Source organism: Paraclostridium sp. AKS73, from assembly GCF_025671395.1.
Taxonomy (GTDB): domain Bacteria; phylum Bacillota; class Clostridia; order Peptostreptococcales; family Peptostreptococcaceae; genus Paraclostridium; species Paraclostridium benzoelyticum.
The window spans coordinates 1-16,303 of the sequence record NZ_JAIXHU010000053.1; the positions used below are offsets into that span (position 1 = coordinate 1).

Consider the following 16,303-nt stretch of genomic DNA (forward strand, 5'->3'; position numbering starts at 1 on the left):
ACACCATTTTATTATTAGCAATTATCATGCCAAATTTATTTTTAATTTTTAATTTTTATTTTTAAATAATATTCCATAATATTTTTTACTTTTACAGTAGGTATTTCACTACCACCTCTTCCTTTAACATTTTCTATAATCATAGATATAGAAAGTTTTCCTTCATCTGTATCTACACATGCAAACCATCCATTTTCATTTGCGTTTGTATCATCTTTATCTTTTTTAATTCAGCTGTACCTGTTTTACCAGCTATATTTATTCCCTCAATTTTAGCTGAATTTCCAGTTCCTTTAGGATCATTTATTACAGCTGAAAAGCAGTCTTTAAGTATATCTATATATTCTGCTTGTATAGCTTGTTTGTATACCTTAGGCTCTGATGATTTTGTTATATCTAGCTTTGGCATCATTATCTTACCATCATTTCCTAAGCTTGAATATATCATAGTCATATTTAAAGGAGTGGTTAAAACTTCTCCTTGTCCATATCCTGTTGCTGCCAATAATGATTTGTTATCCAAATTTCCACTATTAGATATTTGTGATTTCTCTATAGGATATCCAAATTTAATATCTTCTCCAATTCCAAACTTTTTAGCTCCGTTGACAAAATCTTTTCCACCTATATTAAGTGCTGCTTTTGCAAAATATATATTGTCAGAATATATTGTTGCATCTTTTAAATTTACTGGCTTTCCTGGATCTGTAACTCTAGTAACATCATATTCGTCCCAAGTCTTACCTTTTATATCCACAGCTTCATCTGGATCTATTTTTTTATCTTCAAGACCTATAGTAGCAGTTACTAACTTCATTGTTGACCCAGGTGAGTATGCAGTTTTAAATCTTCTCTGTAATTGAGCGTTATTATCAGCTTCCCATTTTGCCTTTTCACTCTTTGTTATGTATGTCATATAGCTATTTGGATCAAATGAAGGTGAACTTACCATTGCCAAAACCTCACCAGTTTTTGGGTTTGTAGCTACACTTGCTCCTTTTTCATCTTTCATTCCTTCATATACTTTTTTTTGTAAATCAAGATCTATTGACAGTTTTATATCTTCTCCATTTTTTGCCTTCTTCTCAACTAAAACTTCCTTTTTCCCATCCGGAGTTAATATGTATACACAGCCTCCATCTTCTGCTCTTAACTTATCTTCATATACTTCTTCTATTCCACCTATACCTATTTTACTATTTTCGTTATAGCCTTTATTCTTATTGTTTTTTAATTGCTCTTGATTAATATTTCCAGTGTACCCAATCAAACTACCTATAGCTTCTCCTCCATTGTACACTCTAGCATTTTTAGTTGTTATTATTTGAACTCCAGGTATTTGAAGTAACCTTTCTATTTTCTCATTGTCTGACTCTAACAAACTCACTATATCCACAGCATGGTCTGGATTTGTATTTGAATTTATTTTTTTTTCAATATAGCTAGGACTTATATCCAATATATTGGCCATATCACTAATTTTATTACTTTCACTTCCATCTTTAAATTTCTTTAAATCTAATTGTACTTGTTTTAGTTGTCCCTCACCTGCAATTAAATTGCCATTTCTATCATAGATACTACCTCTTTTTCCCTTGTAAGAGTCAGTATCTATTCCTACTTTGTCTTCTTTTTTTAAATCAGGTAATATTAATCCATAGTCCCAATTAACTTTATACCCTTTACCTTCCTTAATCATATCTATTTTAATTTTAGATGAGTCTAGCTTTCCACCAACTGTATCCATACTAACATTTAAATAAGCATCTTTACCTTCTTCTAATTCTTGATCTGATTTAGAAATTTTAATATTTTTAGCTTTTATACGAGTATATATATCTGTATATGTTTGTACAAAATCCTCTTTACTTATATTTTTTTGAGATTTTTCTGAAAGCATAGTATACATTTTTCAAAATCTTGGCTTTGCCAAGATTTATTATAATCATCAATTGCACTTTCAATTTTTGATTTTGAACTACACCCCACAATAAATATTATTCCTACCATAATTATTAAACTTATAGTTATTAATTTAAATTTCTTCAATATTTTTCCCCCGTTCTTTTGAATTGTCATATCTTGCATTTAATATTATGCCCAAACTTAAGTATACCCTAAATAGCAAAAAATAAGCACTTATTAATAAGTGCTTATTTTACTAAACTAATATAGTTTCTTCTTGTTCATCTTCTTTGTCGCTATCTTCATCATTGTATATAATACTTATTATTTTGCCACTTATAGTAACTGCTATTAATGAAAACACTATTTGTCTAAAATCTAAATAAACTAATGACAAAAATAAAACTATACCATCACTTATCAAATATATATGATTAACTTTCAGTGGTGTAAATTTATTGCCTATAAGTGCTATTACATCATCGCCACCCGATGCTCCACCACCTCTTACAACAAGACCTACTCCTATTCCCACTCCTATTCCCGCTAGTATACTTGCTAAAAGCATATTATGTTCAAGGTTTGGGACTAAAAATCCAATACTCTCAAATATATTATACATAGTTGAAAATGTAAATGTTGAAAGTATTGAGTACAGTAAAAATTTTTACCAAAAAATTTTGTTCCTAATGCAAATAAAGATAAATCAATAACTAAACTAGTTAAAGATGGAGATATATCAAAAACATTTTTGATTAGTAATAATAATCCTAAAACCCCACCTTCTGTAACACTATTTTGGTAATTAAAGTTGTAACTTCCAAATGCCAATATTGTAGCTCCTATAATAATAGTTGCTACTTTTTTTAACTCTGACCGCAAAATATCACTCCTGTTAAATTTTTTAAGTTCCCTTTATTTAATTATATATATTTATTGAATATAATTCACTGATTTTTTGAAATTGTTATTAAATTTATAAAAAATTCTCCTCTTTGAACAACTACATGTTATCATATATCACTGTTCAAAAACTAAGATATTAAAATAAAAAAGAAAAAGACTTAACATAATACAATTATAAAGTCTTTTTCTTTTTTTATTCTTTTTCTTTTTAACTTTTCTTTTTTACTTCTACTCAATTCAGCAGATGTTACATCTTCTATAGTTTGCTCTGTTTCTTCTGCTAATACTACATCTTCATCTTCTTGAGTTCCAGCTAGATTTACAGGTAATAGACCTCTCTTAGTTCGTATTAAAGATAAATCAGCTGATATTTGACCTAAAAATACTATAAAGAGAGTTAAATCCTCATCATTTAATTCTTCACCTATAGCATAAGCTAAAGTAGATGATAAAATAACATAATCTGCATATGTATATCTAGATAACCCTAAACCTTTTTTCTTATTAGTACAATCAGACTTTTGTTTAATATTATCACTAGTATTATTTGTTGTTACTTTACTTTGATTTCTTGTCATAAATCACCTCTTTGAAAGTAACTTTATAATACTATAAATATGCATAATTTATTAATTTTATTATTTAATTATTACTTAGTTTTTCCTTTACTTAGCTAATATCTCTACTCCATCCTCTGTTACTAAAATCATATGTTCCCATTGAGCTGATAAAGACCCATCATCAGTATATGCAGTCCACTCATTATCAGCATCTATGTATAAATCATATCCACCTTCATTTATCATAGGTTCTATAGTAAATATCATTCCAGGAGCTAATACCATTCCTTCTCCTTTTGATCCATAGTGGAACACAAATGGATCTTCGTGGAAACTTAATCCAATACCATGACCACCAAAGTCCCTAACAACTGAGTATCCATTTTTTCAGCATGCTGTTGGATAGCAAACCCTATATCTCCAATATTCCCCCATGGCTTTACAGCCTCAATTCCTTTTTCTAAACATTCTTTTGTAACTTCAACTAATTTCTTAGCTTTTTCACTCACATTTCCAATCATAAACATTCTTGATGCATCTGAAAAATATCCATTGTATATAGTTGATACATCTACATTTATTATATCTCCATCTTTTAATACAACATCTTCACTAGGTATCCCATGGCAAATTTCAGAATTTATAGATGTACAAACACTTTTTGGAAAACCTCCATATCCTAGAGGAGCTGGAATAGCACCTTGAGATACTGTATATTCATGTACTATTTTATTTATATCTTCAGTAGTCATACCTGCTTTAATTTTTTCTCCTACTAAATCTAATACTTCGTTATTTATTCTTGCGCTTTCTTTTATTTTTCTATTTGATCTTTATTTTTTATAATATCATGTGTTGGAACTTCATTTCCTGCTCTTTTTAAATCTTCTAGTTTAATATCAAATTCCATGTGACATTTTTTATATTTTTTGCCACTTTTGCACCAACACTCATCATTTCTATTTAAATTCATTAAATCATCTCCTTACTTATTCTATATTAAATTATACTACGTCATGTTAATAAATGCTAATAAATTTAAAAAAGAGACCTCCATATAGCTTTACCAAACTAACTATGGAATATCTCTTTTTACTATCATTTATAAAATTTTTATTATATCAGGTTTTATATTTATTTCAGCTTTGTTTTTTTCTTTGTAATAATCTTTATATATTATAGCTATAGTGCATACAATACAAGAAAATGTTATTTCATACAATAAACTAGGTTGATTTATTGCTATAGACATATAAAATCCAATTAATAATCCTAATAAAGCAAATAATATAGGCTGAATATACAATATATAAATTAATTTAAAAGATATTATGTTATTAAACTCTATGCAAACACATTGACCTGACTTAGCACCTATATAATTATTTGCAGTTATTATATTATCTTTATTTCCTTGATAATTTATAATATTTAAGTGTTTTTTGCTAGGTTCAAGTTTCACTTTAGCACTATTTTCATTTGAGTATACAACTGTTCCTATTCTCTGCTTTTTCATAAAAACTCCCCCATTTTCTACCTAGTGCTTTTCATTTATTATAATTTATGATTTATTAGCCTATGTTGTTACTTAATAAAAAAAAATAGCGTATAAAATACGCTATTTTTTATTTTTCTTTTAAAATCACTTTATTAACTAAAAGTATTAAAAGAGGTATAATTATATATAACATTGTTGTTGCTGCTGAAACTACACCTGAGTCATTTACAAGAAATGTTATTACAGCTCCTGCTCCAATTGATATTAAAGCTTTTTTTATGTAGCTATCTTTGCTCATAATATCTTTAAATTCTTTTTTGCAAGAAATTTTACTTATTATTAATCCTGCAATTCCTATATATATTATATATACCCATGAACTAGTTTGCATAAGTTTCATATTCATAGAAATTTTTCTTCCAAAAGTCTCTATTATAGCTGCTGGTCCGTCAACTAATATTTGGTTAATAAACAGTGCTAAATGCGATTCTGATCCACTAATCATATCTATAGCCGCAAATCCGAAAACTACAAGTCCAACTGCAATAAACACAAATATAATTTTTCTAATATCTAATTTTATATTAAATACAAGCAGTGTAAATAATATTAATGCTAGTGTTGCAGATATAGCAGATCCTACATTCGCTCCCATTGTTGGAGTTGAGCTTATAAACACAATTACAACAGATATGATCGGAACAAATATTTTTTTAATTTTTTATCCATTATTAAAACAGTCATAGCTACTATTGAAGATCCTATTACAATCCCTTCGTATTCATTTCCTATGCCATAGTACCTTGCACCTACTATTGGATTGTATGACATTACACTATTTTGCATTAAATATGTCCCCAACACAGCATCAATTAAAATAACTAAAATAGTTAATGTTGCATAAAATCCTATTTGCTTAAAATCTGTTTTAAATACTAACTTTCCTATGCCATAAATAATTATCCCCATTAAACCTATGGATGTATATATACCTATCTTAGAATTTAAATTTAAAATAGGTCCCAGTAAAAATGCTGCTGGCATTATTATTCCAAACTTGTTCAACTCTTTAAATACATAAAATACTTTATCTATTTTCATTGAAAGTTTATTTTTTATTTTCTTTCTAAAAGTTAATAACATAATAGTTAAAATCAGTATTATAGATACAAAGTTTACAAAAAACTGAATTATCCCACTTCTCACACTAGCCATATTTACAATTTTTGAGTATTCACTCCTTATAAAATCTACATTTTTATCATTTTTTATATTTTCTAATTTTCTGCCTACCATTTTTTCTGATGTCAAATTGTAGTCTGAAAGTATACTTGCTCCAATATCTGAATTTCCTATTATTCCGTCTCTTCTAGTTGTTGCTGATGTTAATAATCCTTTACTATTTCCGTCGAATTTAATAACAGGCGATAACCTTCTTTGATTTTTATAGTCTATATCTTTTGGAAATGCACTTATTATATATACTTTATCATTTTCTCCAATAAGTTTAAAAACTTCTTTTAGATATGAATCTATATTTTTATGTATTTGTTCTTCCATATCTTGATAAGTTTTTTCATTCAAATACTTTTTATATAAATCTAATCTATATGTATCCCCTAATTCTACAAACAATGTATCACTTTCATTGTAATACTTTTTTGTTTCTCTTTTTAGCTTTTCATAATCTGTACTTATACCAAAAGGCATCTTATCATCTTTTATATTTATATTGTCTACATTACCGCTAGCTACTCTACCATAGTTATCCATTGCCATTGCAGCAATATTTCTATTTAATTCCTCTGGTTTTGTTCCTATATCAGCATTTCCTAGCACAGATACTCTTAATTTATTATCGCTTAGGGCTTGCCCTAATTCCCCTAATGTAGATCCATATTTACCTTTCTCTAAATTGTCATTTATAGATAAATTAATATTAACATCATTTATACCTTTTGCCTTTTTTCCTGTAGCACTTTCATAAATTACACTGTTGTCTTTATCCATATTTTTAAATCCTGAAAAATCGGTATTATATGTATTTACTCTTCCTCCAGCTCCAATACTTGCATAAGCTCTATTGTCATCTGTACCTTGATCTCCTCTTATGTTCATCAATCCAATATACCCACGATTTTCTAATTCTTTTTTTATAGTAGATATTTCTAAAAAGTCAGAGAAATTACTTCTATTCAAATTTATAACAATAGTTTTATGTTTACTATCAGCAAATATATTAGTAGGGATAATACATGCTAACATAATAATCATTGAAAATAATTTTTTTATTTTACAATTCAATCTTTTCACCTCCAAAATATATAATTTAATTATAAAGTATATTTTGCCTTTAAACTATAATATTCTTTAAATAATTTTTTATAATATGTTAACTTTATGTAAATATTTCATAAAGTTTTTTGACACAAAAAATAACGTACAAAGTACGCTATTTTTTACGCTTAAGGAAACTATCTTTCTTTAAATATAACTTTATTAATTAAAACTATTAAAAATGGTATAATTATATATAACATTGTTGTTGCTGCTGAAACTACACCTGAGTCATTTACAATGAATGTTACTATAGCTCCTGCCCCAATTGATACTATAGCCTTTTTTCCATAACTTTCACTTTTCATCATTTCTGTAAAGTCTTTTTTATAAAAAATGCTAGTTACTATTAAACCTATAATACCTACATATATTATATATACCCATGAACTTGTTTGCATAAGTTGTATATTCATAGAAATTTTTCGTCCAAATGTTTCTAAAATTGCCGTTGGTCCATTTGCTAAAATTTGATTGATAAATAATGATAAATGTGATTCCGATCCACTTAACATATCTATAGTTGCAAATCCTAATACAACCAATCCAGCTCCAAATAAAATTAAAATGGCTTTCTTAAAATCTATTTTCACATTAAATACAAGCATTGTAAATAATATTAATGCTACACTTTCTGAAATAGCAGATCCAACATTTGCCCCCATTGTTGGAGACGCACTAATAAATAAAATTATTAGTGATAATATTGGAACAATTAATTTAGGTAACTTTTTATTTATAATTAAAATAGACATTGACGCTATTGAAGATCCTATGATTATACCTTGATATTCATTTCCTATTCCATAGTATCTAGCCCCTACTATTGCATCATATGACATTATACTATTTTTCATTAAGTATGAACCTAATAACGCATCTACTATTATAACAAAAATTGATAAAGTTGCATAAAATCCAATTTGTTTATTATCTGATTTAAATATTAATTTTGAAATAAAGTATATAACCAGAGTAAGTGTAAATATAGATAAATAAATGCCTAACTTTGTATTGAAATTAAACATAGGCGCTAATAAAAATGCTATTGGCATTATTAATCCAAATTTACTTAACTCTCTCAAAACACTAAATACTTTTTTTATACTTTTTTTATATTTACTTTCTAATTTTTTTCTAAATAATAGAAATACTATACTTAATCCTAAAACTATATATATCGAGTTTATAAAAAATTGAATTATACCACTTCTCACATCTGAAATATTAACAATTTTACTGTATTCTTTTTCGATAAAATTTATATTATCTTCATTTTTATACTCTCTAATGCTCTTCCTACCATATTATCCGATGTCAATTTATAATCTGCAAGTATTCCTGCACCTATATCTACGTTTCCTATTACACCATCTCTTCTAGTCGTTGCTGATGTTAATAGCCCTTTTCCAGATCCATCAAACTTTACTACAGGTGATAGTCTTCTTTTATTTTTATAATCTATATCCTTAGGAAATGCACTCATTATATATACTGTATCATTTTCGTCTACAATGCTAAATACTTCTTTTAAGTATTCATCTATCTCTTTATGAATTTTCTTTTCCATAGATTTGTACGTATTCTCATTTAGGTATGACTTATATAAATCTAGTCTATATGTGTCACCTAACTCTATAAATACTACGTCACTTTTATCATATTGCTTTTTAGTTTCAGTTTTTAACTTATCGTAATCTGTGCTTAATCCAAAAGGCATACTCTCATCAATTTTATTTATACTGTCTACATTACCACTATCTATTCTTCCATAGTTATCCATTGCCATTGCAGCAATATTTCTATTTAATTCCTCTGGTTTTGTTCCTATATCAGCATTTCCTAGTACTGATACACTTAAATTATTTTTATTTAAAGTTTGACCCAATTCACCTAATGTAGATCCATATTTTCCTTTATCTAAATTATCGTTTATAGATAAATTAATATCTGTATCATTAACACCTTTTGCCTTTTTGCCTGTAGCACTTTCATATGTAATTTTGTTGTCTTTATCTACATCTTTAAAACCTCTAAAATCAGTACTATATGTATTTACTCTTCCTCCAGCTCCAATACTTGCATATGACCTATTATCCCCCGTTCCTTGGTCACCTCTTACATTCATCAATGCTATGTATCCTCTATTTTCTAATTGTTTTTTTAACGTAGGAATTTCTAGGAAATCTACAAAATTACTTCTGTTCATATTTATAACAATAGTTTTATGATTGCTATTTGCAAATGCATTTATAGGTGTAATACATATTAGCATTATAAGCACTAAAACTAAAGATGTTACTTTTTTCTTCACTTCTCCACCTCCAAATTTATCTAAATTAATTATAAAATATATTTAAGTTTTACACTATAGTATTACCTTAAATAATAAAAAATTCTACGCAGAATTCACTTTAAAATTACGATAGGGAGATATTTTCCTTGAAAATATCTCCCTATCACCTAATATCTATAAAACTCTCTTTGCTTTAACATACGTATTTTGCCAATATGATGAATTTATATTAGTAGTTTTTACTACATCTCCTGGTTTAGGTGCATGTATCATCTGTCCACTTCCTATATATATACCTACATGATTAACTCCTCCACTACCATCAGTACTTGAGAAAATTAAATCTCCAGGTTGTAATTGAGATTGGCTTACAGTAGTTCCTACATTAGCTTGTTCTCTTGATGTTCTTGGCATTTTTTTGCCATGTTGTCCATATACATAATATACTAATCCAGAACAGTCAAAACTATTAGGTCCTTCAGCTCCCCATACATAAGGCTTTCCAAGTTGAGCTTTAGCTGTATTTATTATAGCCTGAGCATTACTAGTTTCAGATGATCCACCACCTGAGCCTTCTGAACCTCCTGAACCTTCTCCACCTTTACTTATATAATCACTACTTGCCCATCCTACTTGTCCATTTGATAATTTTACTTTATACCATCCATTTGAGCTACTTAATATATCTACAGTATTTCCTCTGTATGCTTTTCCTACTATTGAATTGCTTGTAGATGGTCCACTTCTTATGTTTAATGCACTTGCTGTTACTGTTCCTTTACCTGTTGATGGAGTTTCTGTTGACCCTCCTCCATTATTAGATCCGTTATCTGAGCCTCCAGATGTGTTTATGTAATCACCACTTGCCCATCCTACTTGTCCATTTGATAATTTTACTTTATACCATCCATTTGAGCTACTTAATATGTCTACAGTATTTCCTCTGTATGCTTTTCCTACTATTGAATTGCTTGTAGATGGTCCACTTCTTATGTTTAATGCACTTGCTGTTACTGTTCCTTTACCTGTTGATGGAGTTTCTGTTGATCCTCCTCCATTATTAGAACCTCCAGATGTGCTTATATAATCTCCACTTGCCCATCCTATTTGCCCATTTTGAGTTTTTATTTTATGCCATCCATTTGAACTTTCTAATATAGTTACACTTTGACCTTTGTAAACCATAGTCACCTTCCCGTAACTTGTAGATGGTCCACTTCTTACATTTAATGCGCTTGCTGTTATTGTTCCTGTTTTTCCACTTGATGGAGCTTCTGAACTTGAATCTCCAGATACGTTTATATATTTTCCGCTTCCCCAACCTATTTTTCCATTTGAAAGCTTAACTTTGTACCATCCATTTGATGTTTCTAATATTTGTAATTTATCGCCTTTATAAGCATACCCCACTACTGAGTTACTTGTTGATGGCCCACTTCTTATATTTAATGCACTTGCTGTTACTGTTCCTGTTTTAGCATTAGCAAATACAGCAGTTCCTGATAGCACTATACCTAAAGATGTTACCGATATAGCTGTTGCAATTTTTCTATCAATCATACTTAATCTCCCTTCTTTTTATAAAATTAAAGCAAAACAAATTTTCTAAATTTGTATTTTTTTTGTAACCTTTTGATCATATTTTATGTCCAAAATTTTACTTCTATATATATATTATCGGTTCAATATGAATTTTCTGTGAAATTATATATATTTTTCTACATTTACTTTAAATTTCCTATTATATTTTATATTATAACTTATTTTATACATATTTTAACATATATATTAAATTTTATATAAAAAAATAACAAGATTAGATAAAAAACCCAATCTTGTTATTTTTTACGCTCTAACTGTATCTATATTTTTTAATTCTTTAGGCATAACATTCCATATATAAACCGACAATCCAAAATCTAACATACTGTGAATTATAGTTCCTACCCCCACTAATAATAAAACAGATGTTAAAAAACCTTGTTCGTAATATCCTTGCGATAAGCTTGACCCAAAATAAAACGGAATAACTACCAATACTTCACCTATTGCATGTAAGATCCCCATAATCAATGAAAATCCCATTGACGACTTTATACTAGATATAACATTTTTGTTTTTCTTTAAATAAAGAGATCCAAAACTTACAAATACTAAATGGCTAAATGCTCTAGCTACTACAACTATTGGAAATCCTCCTAATAAAAATCCTACTGTTGTTCCAAATGTAACAAATAATGCAGTGCTTGGTGAAATAAACATGGCTATAAATATAGCAACATGACTAGCTAATGTAAATGATGCAGGTTCTAAAATTAGCTTAATTGGAGAAAACATAGGTATTATAATTCCTAAAGCACATAATAAAGCTGACATAACAACAGCTTTTGTGTTGATTTTACTATTCATAAAAATCCCCCTATACATATGTAATTATAGGTGTCTTTACACCTGTCATTATAAGTGTATAGTCATATCATTTTTTTGTCAACTCTATAATAGATAATCTTTTTCCTTTAATGCTTTTATTACACAATCTAAAACTTCCTCATTTTCACATTTTATAGTATGAAGATGTACTCCATCAGTCAATTGTGATAATGGATTAGTTGCATCTTCTCCTAATTTTTTCATAAATTCTCTTATATCTCGTCTAGATGATACATGTAAATTGCCAGTTAACTGCCCATATACACTATGTTCCACTATAACATTTAAAACAGTTGCCCCTTCATCTACAATTATATTCAATTCATCTTCAATAAATTCTTTAGAATGTTTACATGCTATTGTCTTTACTAAACTACTTTCACATACTTCTTCATTTAGTATATATCCCTTAGGAGTTGATACAATATTTATACCTGTCGCTCTTATTAATGCAACGTCAGAAACTATAAGTTGTCTACTTACATCTAAAATTTTAGACAAATAAGAACCACTAACTGGTTTTGATGAACTTTTCAAAATTTCTATGATTTTTTCTCTTCTTTCATTACCACTCATAACAAACTCTCCTTTTTTATATTCCTGTAATATATTATAACTTACTATATAAAATAAAAATCCCTGATATTTATCATATAAGGGATTTTTTATTCATCAACTAATTTTTTAATTACATCATTTATATAGCTTTTATCTTTTTTATCATATAGCTTCTTATTAAAGGTTCTATATCTCTTTTTATTACCTGATTATACCAACTGTCCACTATATATTCATCAACTTTACTAGATATCATAAAATAACTTTGTCCTATCTTATAATTTTTGCCTAAATCTTCATCTTCCTCTATTATTTTATTCAATTTGCTCATATTGCAGACTACCTGATCTGCCATCTCTACTCCTAGACATTCTCCAAGATAGTTTCTAAAGTCTATATTTTCAAAAACAGGTTCTATATCTATAAATCCAAATCTTCTTCTCAATGGATAGCCTATGTCTTTTAAATTTTTATCAGCCGTATTTAACGTTCCTATTATATAAACATTGTCTGGAATATAAAAACTCTCATCACTATCGCTATAAATAAGTTTGATAGAATTTTCTTTTCCCCTTTTGTTATTTTCGATTATAGAACTTATTTCTCCAAATATTTTATTGACGTCAACTCGGTTTATTTCATCTATTATAAAGTAATGCTTATGCTCTGGATAAGATTGCGCTTTTTTTATAAAATCATAAAACACTCCATTTTTTATATAATCTTCTCCATTTTTACCCTTTCTATATCCTCTTACAAATTCTTCATAGGTATAATTTTCATGAAACTGAATCATTTCTATGTTTGAATTATCTCTGTTTCCTTGATGAAAATAGCAAATTCGCTTTGCTATAAACGTTTTTCCAACACCTGAAGGTCCTTGCAATATTATATTTTTTTTAAAGTCTAAATTGAAAATTATATCATCTAAAACTTCTTCTTCCATAAAAACTTCTCTTAATAATTCTGTTTTGTATATCCAAAATTTCCTGCAAAGTTGAATATTGCATCTACATATTTTTCTACTATTTTTTCTATTGCCGATTTAAACTTTAGAAATGCATGAAGATATAATTTTCTATACTCCATAAGTTCATTGAAATTATCAACATCTATTTCAAATCCCATTCTAACCCAATCTTTGTTTTGCTTTCTTTCACTTATACCAAGTTCATATCCTACTTTTCTTGATATGAATTCATTTTTTTCATAGTAAATATCTTTTAAAAATTGAGCCCCTTCTGCATCTCTTGACTCTATATATAATCCTAACTGTTCTTCTTTCCTAAAATATTTAAATACATAATATATGGGTTGCCCTAATATTTTACCACTAGAAAAGTAATCTCTTTGCTGGCTATAACTTACATCTACATCTGCTTTATTTTCTATATCTATAGATAGTTTTGTTAAGAAATCTATAACTATATCCCTAGCCATCATAATCACTCCCCTTTCCCATATATTATACCTTAGTAAAATATATGAGCTAGATTTGATTAATATGATTGTGATTTAATATTAATCCTGCTAATTACATTTGTATTTCTTTTATATTATAATAATTATAAATAAATTTTACTATTGGAGGAATTATGCTTACAATTTTATTTCTTTGTCTTGGTGGTTTTCTAGCTGCTTTTGTTGATTCAATAGCAGGTGGTGGTGGCTTAATAAGTATGCCTATTTTATTAATGGCAGGTCTTCCGGCTCATCTAGCACTTGGAACCAACAAATTTGCAGGTGCTTTTGGTTGTTTTTCTAGTGCATATAAGTATTCAAATTCAGGTAAAACTAATGTTGAGTTATTAAAAAAATTGATTCCGTTTACAATTTTAGGATGTTTCCTAGGTGTTAAATGTGTTTTATCTATAAGTGAAAATATATTAAATGTTTTAGTTTTCCTTATGATACTGATAGTTGCAATATATACATATTTAAAGAAAGACTTAGGTAAAGAGGATAAATTCGAAAGTCTTAGCAATGAAAACATAAAAAAGGTATGTTTATGGCTTTTACCTTAGGTTTTTATGATGGTTTTTTTGGACCTGGCACAGGTACATTTTTAACATTTGCATTTATAAAAATTTATGGTTTTGATTTTTTACATGCATCTGCAAATACTAAAATTTTAAATTTTACAAGTAATTTGACAGCACTTATATTATTTATGTTTAGTGGTCAAATTCTTTACAAAGTAGCAATTTTTTATGCTATTTCTATGGTAATAGGAGGATATATAGGAGCTAAAGTTGCTATAAGCAAAGGATCTCAACTAATAAAGCCAATTTTTTTATTTATGGCTTTAGGTGTTGCTATAAAACTTCTTTACCAAGCATTTTAATAAATAAAAGCTGTACAGATTTTAGTCTATACAGCTTTTATTTATTATTTTACTTCAATTATATATACTTGAGTTTGTGGAGGTATACTCATAGTCATTACATTAGAATGAAAAGCTACGATTTTATCACCTATCTCCAAATCATCTATACTTATTTCATTATATTCACAATCAAGAATTAATGTTTGATCACTATAAATAAGCTTAGTGAAAGTATATATATCCTTTGGATTTGTAGCTATTGTTATAAACTTATATGGCTGGCCCTTAATATCGTTTATATCAACTATATTTCCAAATTTATAATTTGCATACTTCATAAAAATTCCTCCTAACAAAGGTTTCACAAATTATTATCTTATATATATTATGATTTATATTGAAAATGTGTTAATATAGCATATTAAAAAAGTACAATGCAAATGCATTGTACTTTTTAATATGTTCCCTTTTTTCTATTTTATCATATAATTTTTCATCTTTAGTTTTAGTTGAGCCTGAGTTTCTAGCTCCTATTTTTTACCATCTACTATTCCAATTTCAGATCCGTGTTCAAATAAAACTTTTCTTTTTTCTGCATTAGTCTTTGGTCTATCTTTATGTCTATTTTTATTATTTTTCATGATAAAATCCTCCTCGATGATAAGTGTATTTCATATTTAATTTAACCAAAAACTTAGTTCATATTCTGATTGTATGAAATTTCTTGATTTTCAATAATCTTTATCATGCTCATATTATTTTTTCATCAACTTCAAACCCATACTTTCTGTAAATCTTATTTAAAGATTCTTGTGTTATTATACTTTTAGAAGGTATTGCCACACCTTCGATTTTATTTATATAATTAAATTTGTAGTCTTCAAAATAATGATTGTATAAGTCTAATTTTGTATTTATTTTTTTACTATATCATCTAAATTTTCTAATATTATCTTCCCATATCCATGGTTTGGTTTTCCAGATGTAAATTCCTTTATATATAAAACTCCACCATCTTCTAAGTTGTAATAACTACAATCCATATAAGTATCTTTAGCATCCCCCACAAATACTCTTATATCTATAGGCATAAAAATTTCCATATCATTTTTACTTAATTTTATTGTCAAGCAAACTATTCGGTTTAATTTGTCATTGTTGACTTCAAGTATTATATCCTCTTCTGTTTTTAAATATCTTTTTAACTTTTTGATAAGTTTTACATAATAATTATAAGTAGTAATAATTTGTTTATTTTCTTTATTTATTTCTTTTGTGGATATAGTCTTATTTATTCTTTTTTATAGATTTAACATCTTTAGATCTTAAATTAAATTTCATTTCATCTATCTTATGCAATAAATCTTCCATAACCCCTCCACATATAAAACTTCTTTATTAGTTTTTATATGTGGAAAGTTATACTTTATTACTATATTTTCTATATCTTTTAATCCTAATATATTAAAACATATAAACTATTATAA

General features: G+C 27.5%; 17 protein-coding genes and 2 pseudogenes. 2 read left to right on the plus strand and 17 right to left on the minus strand.

What is annotated here, in order from left to right; all coding sequences use genetic code 11:
* Positions 1-172 precede the first annotated feature (172 nt).
* The 15 genes and pseudogenes from LEQ07_RS18275 to LEQ07_RS18350 form a co-directional block, all read right to left on the minus strand.
* On the minus strand, positions 173-1,900 hold the full coding sequence (locus tag LEQ07_RS18275; RefSeq protein ID WP_263331758.1) for a penicillin-binding transpeptidase domain-containing protein: 1,728 nt from the start codon (positions 1,898-1,900) through the stop codon (positions 173-175).
* The gene (locus tag LEQ07_RS18280) at positions 1,870-2,049 is read right to left on the minus strand and encodes a hypothetical protein (protein ID WP_263331759.1); all 180 of its coding nucleotides are present in this window, start codon (positions 2,047-2,049) and stop codon (positions 1,870-1,872) included. Before LEQ07_RS18280 ends, LEQ07_RS18275 begins: the two co-directional genes overlap by 31 nt.
* Before the next feature lie 112 nt (positions 2,050-2,161).
* Positions 2,162-2,787 (minus strand): annotated as a pseudogene (locus LEQ07_RS23260) (YitT family protein).
* 182 nt (positions 2,788-2,969) lie between these two features.
* Positions 2,970-3,389, minus strand: coding sequence for a hypothetical protein (locus LEQ07_RS18295; RefSeq protein ID WP_263331762.1), 420 nt, complete (start codon positions 3,387-3,389; stop codon positions 2,970-2,972).
* Between the two features lie 87 nt (positions 3,390-3,476).
* Positions 3,477-4,344, minus strand: a pseudogene (locus LEQ07_RS22715) (methionyl aminopeptidase).
* 129 nt (positions 4,345-4,473) lie between these two features.
* Entirely contained in the window at positions 4,474-4,887 is a 414-nt protein-coding gene (locus tag LEQ07_RS18305; protein ID WP_046821776.1) for a SoxR reducing system RseC family protein, read from the minus strand.
* Positions 4,888-4,996: 109 nt separating this feature from the next.
* Positions 4,997-5,548 carry a hypothetical protein gene (locus LEQ07_RS18310; protein ID WP_263331763.1) on the minus strand — a complete coding sequence of 184 codons (552 nt, stop codon included), beginning with the start codon at positions 5,546-5,548 and terminating at the stop codon, positions 4,997-4,999.
* 2 nt (positions 5,549-5,550) lie between these two features.
* Entirely contained in the window at positions 5,551-7,173 is a 1,623-nt protein-coding gene (locus tag LEQ07_RS18315) for a hypothetical protein (RefSeq protein ID WP_263331764.1), read from the minus strand.
* A 170-nt stretch (positions 7,174-7,343) separates the two neighbouring features.
* Entirely contained in the window at positions 7,344-8,423 is a 1,080-nt protein-coding gene (locus LEQ07_RS18320) for a hypothetical protein (RefSeq protein ID WP_263331765.1), read from the minus strand.
* A gap of 44 nt (positions 8,424-8,467) precedes the next feature.
* The gene (locus LEQ07_RS18325; protein ID WP_263331766.1) at positions 8,468-9,520 is read right to left on the minus strand and encodes a hypothetical protein; all 1,053 of its coding nucleotides are present in this window, start codon (positions 9,518-9,520) and stop codon (positions 8,468-8,470) included.
* 156 nt (positions 9,521-9,676) lie between these two features.
* Entirely contained in the window at positions 9,677-11,062 is a 1,386-nt protein-coding gene (locus LEQ07_RS18330; RefSeq protein WP_263331767.1) for a C40 family peptidase, read from the minus strand.
* Between the two features lie 285 nt (positions 11,063-11,347).
* The gene (locus LEQ07_RS18335; protein WP_046823081.1) at positions 11,348-11,911 is read right to left on the minus strand and encodes a membrane protein; all 564 of its coding nucleotides are present in this window, start codon (positions 11,909-11,911) and stop codon (positions 11,348-11,350) included.
* 84 nt (positions 11,912-11,995) lie between these two features.
* Positions 11,996-12,508, minus strand: coding sequence for a transcription repressor NadR (locus LEQ07_RS18340; RefSeq protein WP_046823080.1), 513 nt, complete (start codon positions 12,506-12,508; stop codon positions 11,996-11,998).
* Positions 12,509-12,629: 121 nt separating this feature from the next.
* Positions 12,630-13,436, minus strand: a complete 807-nt coding sequence (locus LEQ07_RS18345) for an AAA family ATPase (protein WP_263331768.1) — start codon at positions 13,434-13,436, stop codon at positions 12,630-12,632.
* A gap of 11 nt (positions 13,437-13,447) precedes the next feature.
* Positions 13,448-13,933, minus strand: coding sequence for a hypothetical protein (locus tag LEQ07_RS18350; protein ID WP_263331769.1), 486 nt, complete (start codon positions 13,931-13,933; stop codon positions 13,448-13,450).
* Between the two features lie 152 nt (positions 13,934-14,085).
* Here LEQ07_RS18350 and LEQ07_RS22190 point away from each other — a divergent pair, with 152 nt between their 5' ends.
* Together LEQ07_RS22190 and LEQ07_RS22195 are read left to right on the plus strand one after the other, a co-directional pair.
* Complete coding sequence (locus tag LEQ07_RS22190) at positions 14,086-14,514, plus strand: sulfite exporter TauE/SafE family protein (RefSeq protein WP_332843334.1); 429 nt, start codon at positions 14,086-14,088, stop codon at positions 14,512-14,514.
* Positions 14,499-14,834: a TSUP family transporter gene (locus LEQ07_RS22195; protein WP_332843335.1), complete on the plus strand. Its 336-nt coding sequence runs from the start codon at positions 14,499-14,501 to the stop codon at positions 14,832-14,834. Before LEQ07_RS22190 ends, LEQ07_RS22195 begins: the two co-directional genes overlap by 16 nt.
* A 44-nt stretch (positions 14,835-14,878) precedes the next feature.
* On the opposite strand, the gene LEQ07_RS18360 is transcribed toward LEQ07_RS22195, so the two are convergent.
* Entirely contained in the window at positions 14,879-15,154 is a 276-nt protein-coding gene (locus LEQ07_RS18360) for a hypothetical protein (protein ID WP_046823078.1), read from the minus strand.
* A gap of 576 nt (positions 15,155-15,730) precedes the next feature.
* Positions 15,731-15,946 (minus strand): hypothetical protein, encoded by a 216-nt coding sequence (locus tag LEQ07_RS18365; protein ID WP_263331770.1) that lies wholly within the window; start codon positions 15,944-15,946, stop codon positions 15,731-15,733.
* Positions 15,947-16,303 lie beyond the last annotated feature (357 nt).

What these genes read in the sequence shown, in the direction of transcription:
- LEQ07_RS18275 (WP_263331758.1), bottom strand. Translation starts at nt 1,900, where the DNA reads ATGCTTTCAGAAAAATCTCAAAAAAATATAAGTAAAGAGGATTTTGTA.
- LEQ07_RS18295 (WP_263331762.1), bottom strand. Translation starts at nt 3,389, where the DNA reads ATGACAAGAAATCAAAGTAAAGTAACAACAAATAATACTAGTGATAAT.
- LEQ07_RS18305 (WP_046821776.1), bottom strand. Translation starts at nt 4,887, where the DNA reads ATGAAAAAGCAGAGAATAGGAACAGTTGTATACTCAAATGAAAATAGT.
- LEQ07_RS18330 (WP_263331767.1), bottom strand. Translation starts at nt 11,062, where the DNA reads ATGATTGATAGAAAAATTGCAACAGCTATATCGGTAACATCTTTAGGT.
- LEQ07_RS18335 (WP_046823081.1), bottom strand. Translation starts at nt 11,911, where the DNA reads ATGAATAGTAAAATCAACACAAAAGCTGTTGTTATGTCAGCTTTATTA.
- LEQ07_RS18340 (WP_046823080.1), bottom strand. Translation starts at nt 12,508, where the DNA reads ATGAGTGGTAATGAAAGAAGAGAAAAAATCATAGAAATTTTGAAAAGT.
- LEQ07_RS18345 (WP_263331768.1), bottom strand. Translation starts at nt 13,436, where the DNA reads ATGGAAGAAGAAGTTTTAGATGATATAATTTTCAATTTAGACTTTAAA.
- LEQ07_RS18350 (WP_263331769.1), bottom strand. Translation starts at nt 13,933, where the DNA reads ATGATGGCTAGGGATATAGTTATAGATTTCTTAACAAAACTATCTATA.
- LEQ07_RS22190 (WP_332843334.1), top strand. Translation starts at nt 14,086, where the DNA reads ATGCTTACAATTTTATTTCTTTGTCTTGGTGGTTTTCTAGCTGCTTTT.
- LEQ07_RS22195 (WP_332843335.1), top strand. Translation starts at nt 14,499, where the DNA reads ATGGCTTTTACCTTAGGTTTTTATGATGGTTTTTTTGGACCTGGCACA.
- LEQ07_RS18360 (WP_046823078.1), bottom strand. Translation starts at nt 15,154, where the DNA reads ATGAAGTATGCAAATTATAAATTTGGAAATATAGTTGATATAAACGAT.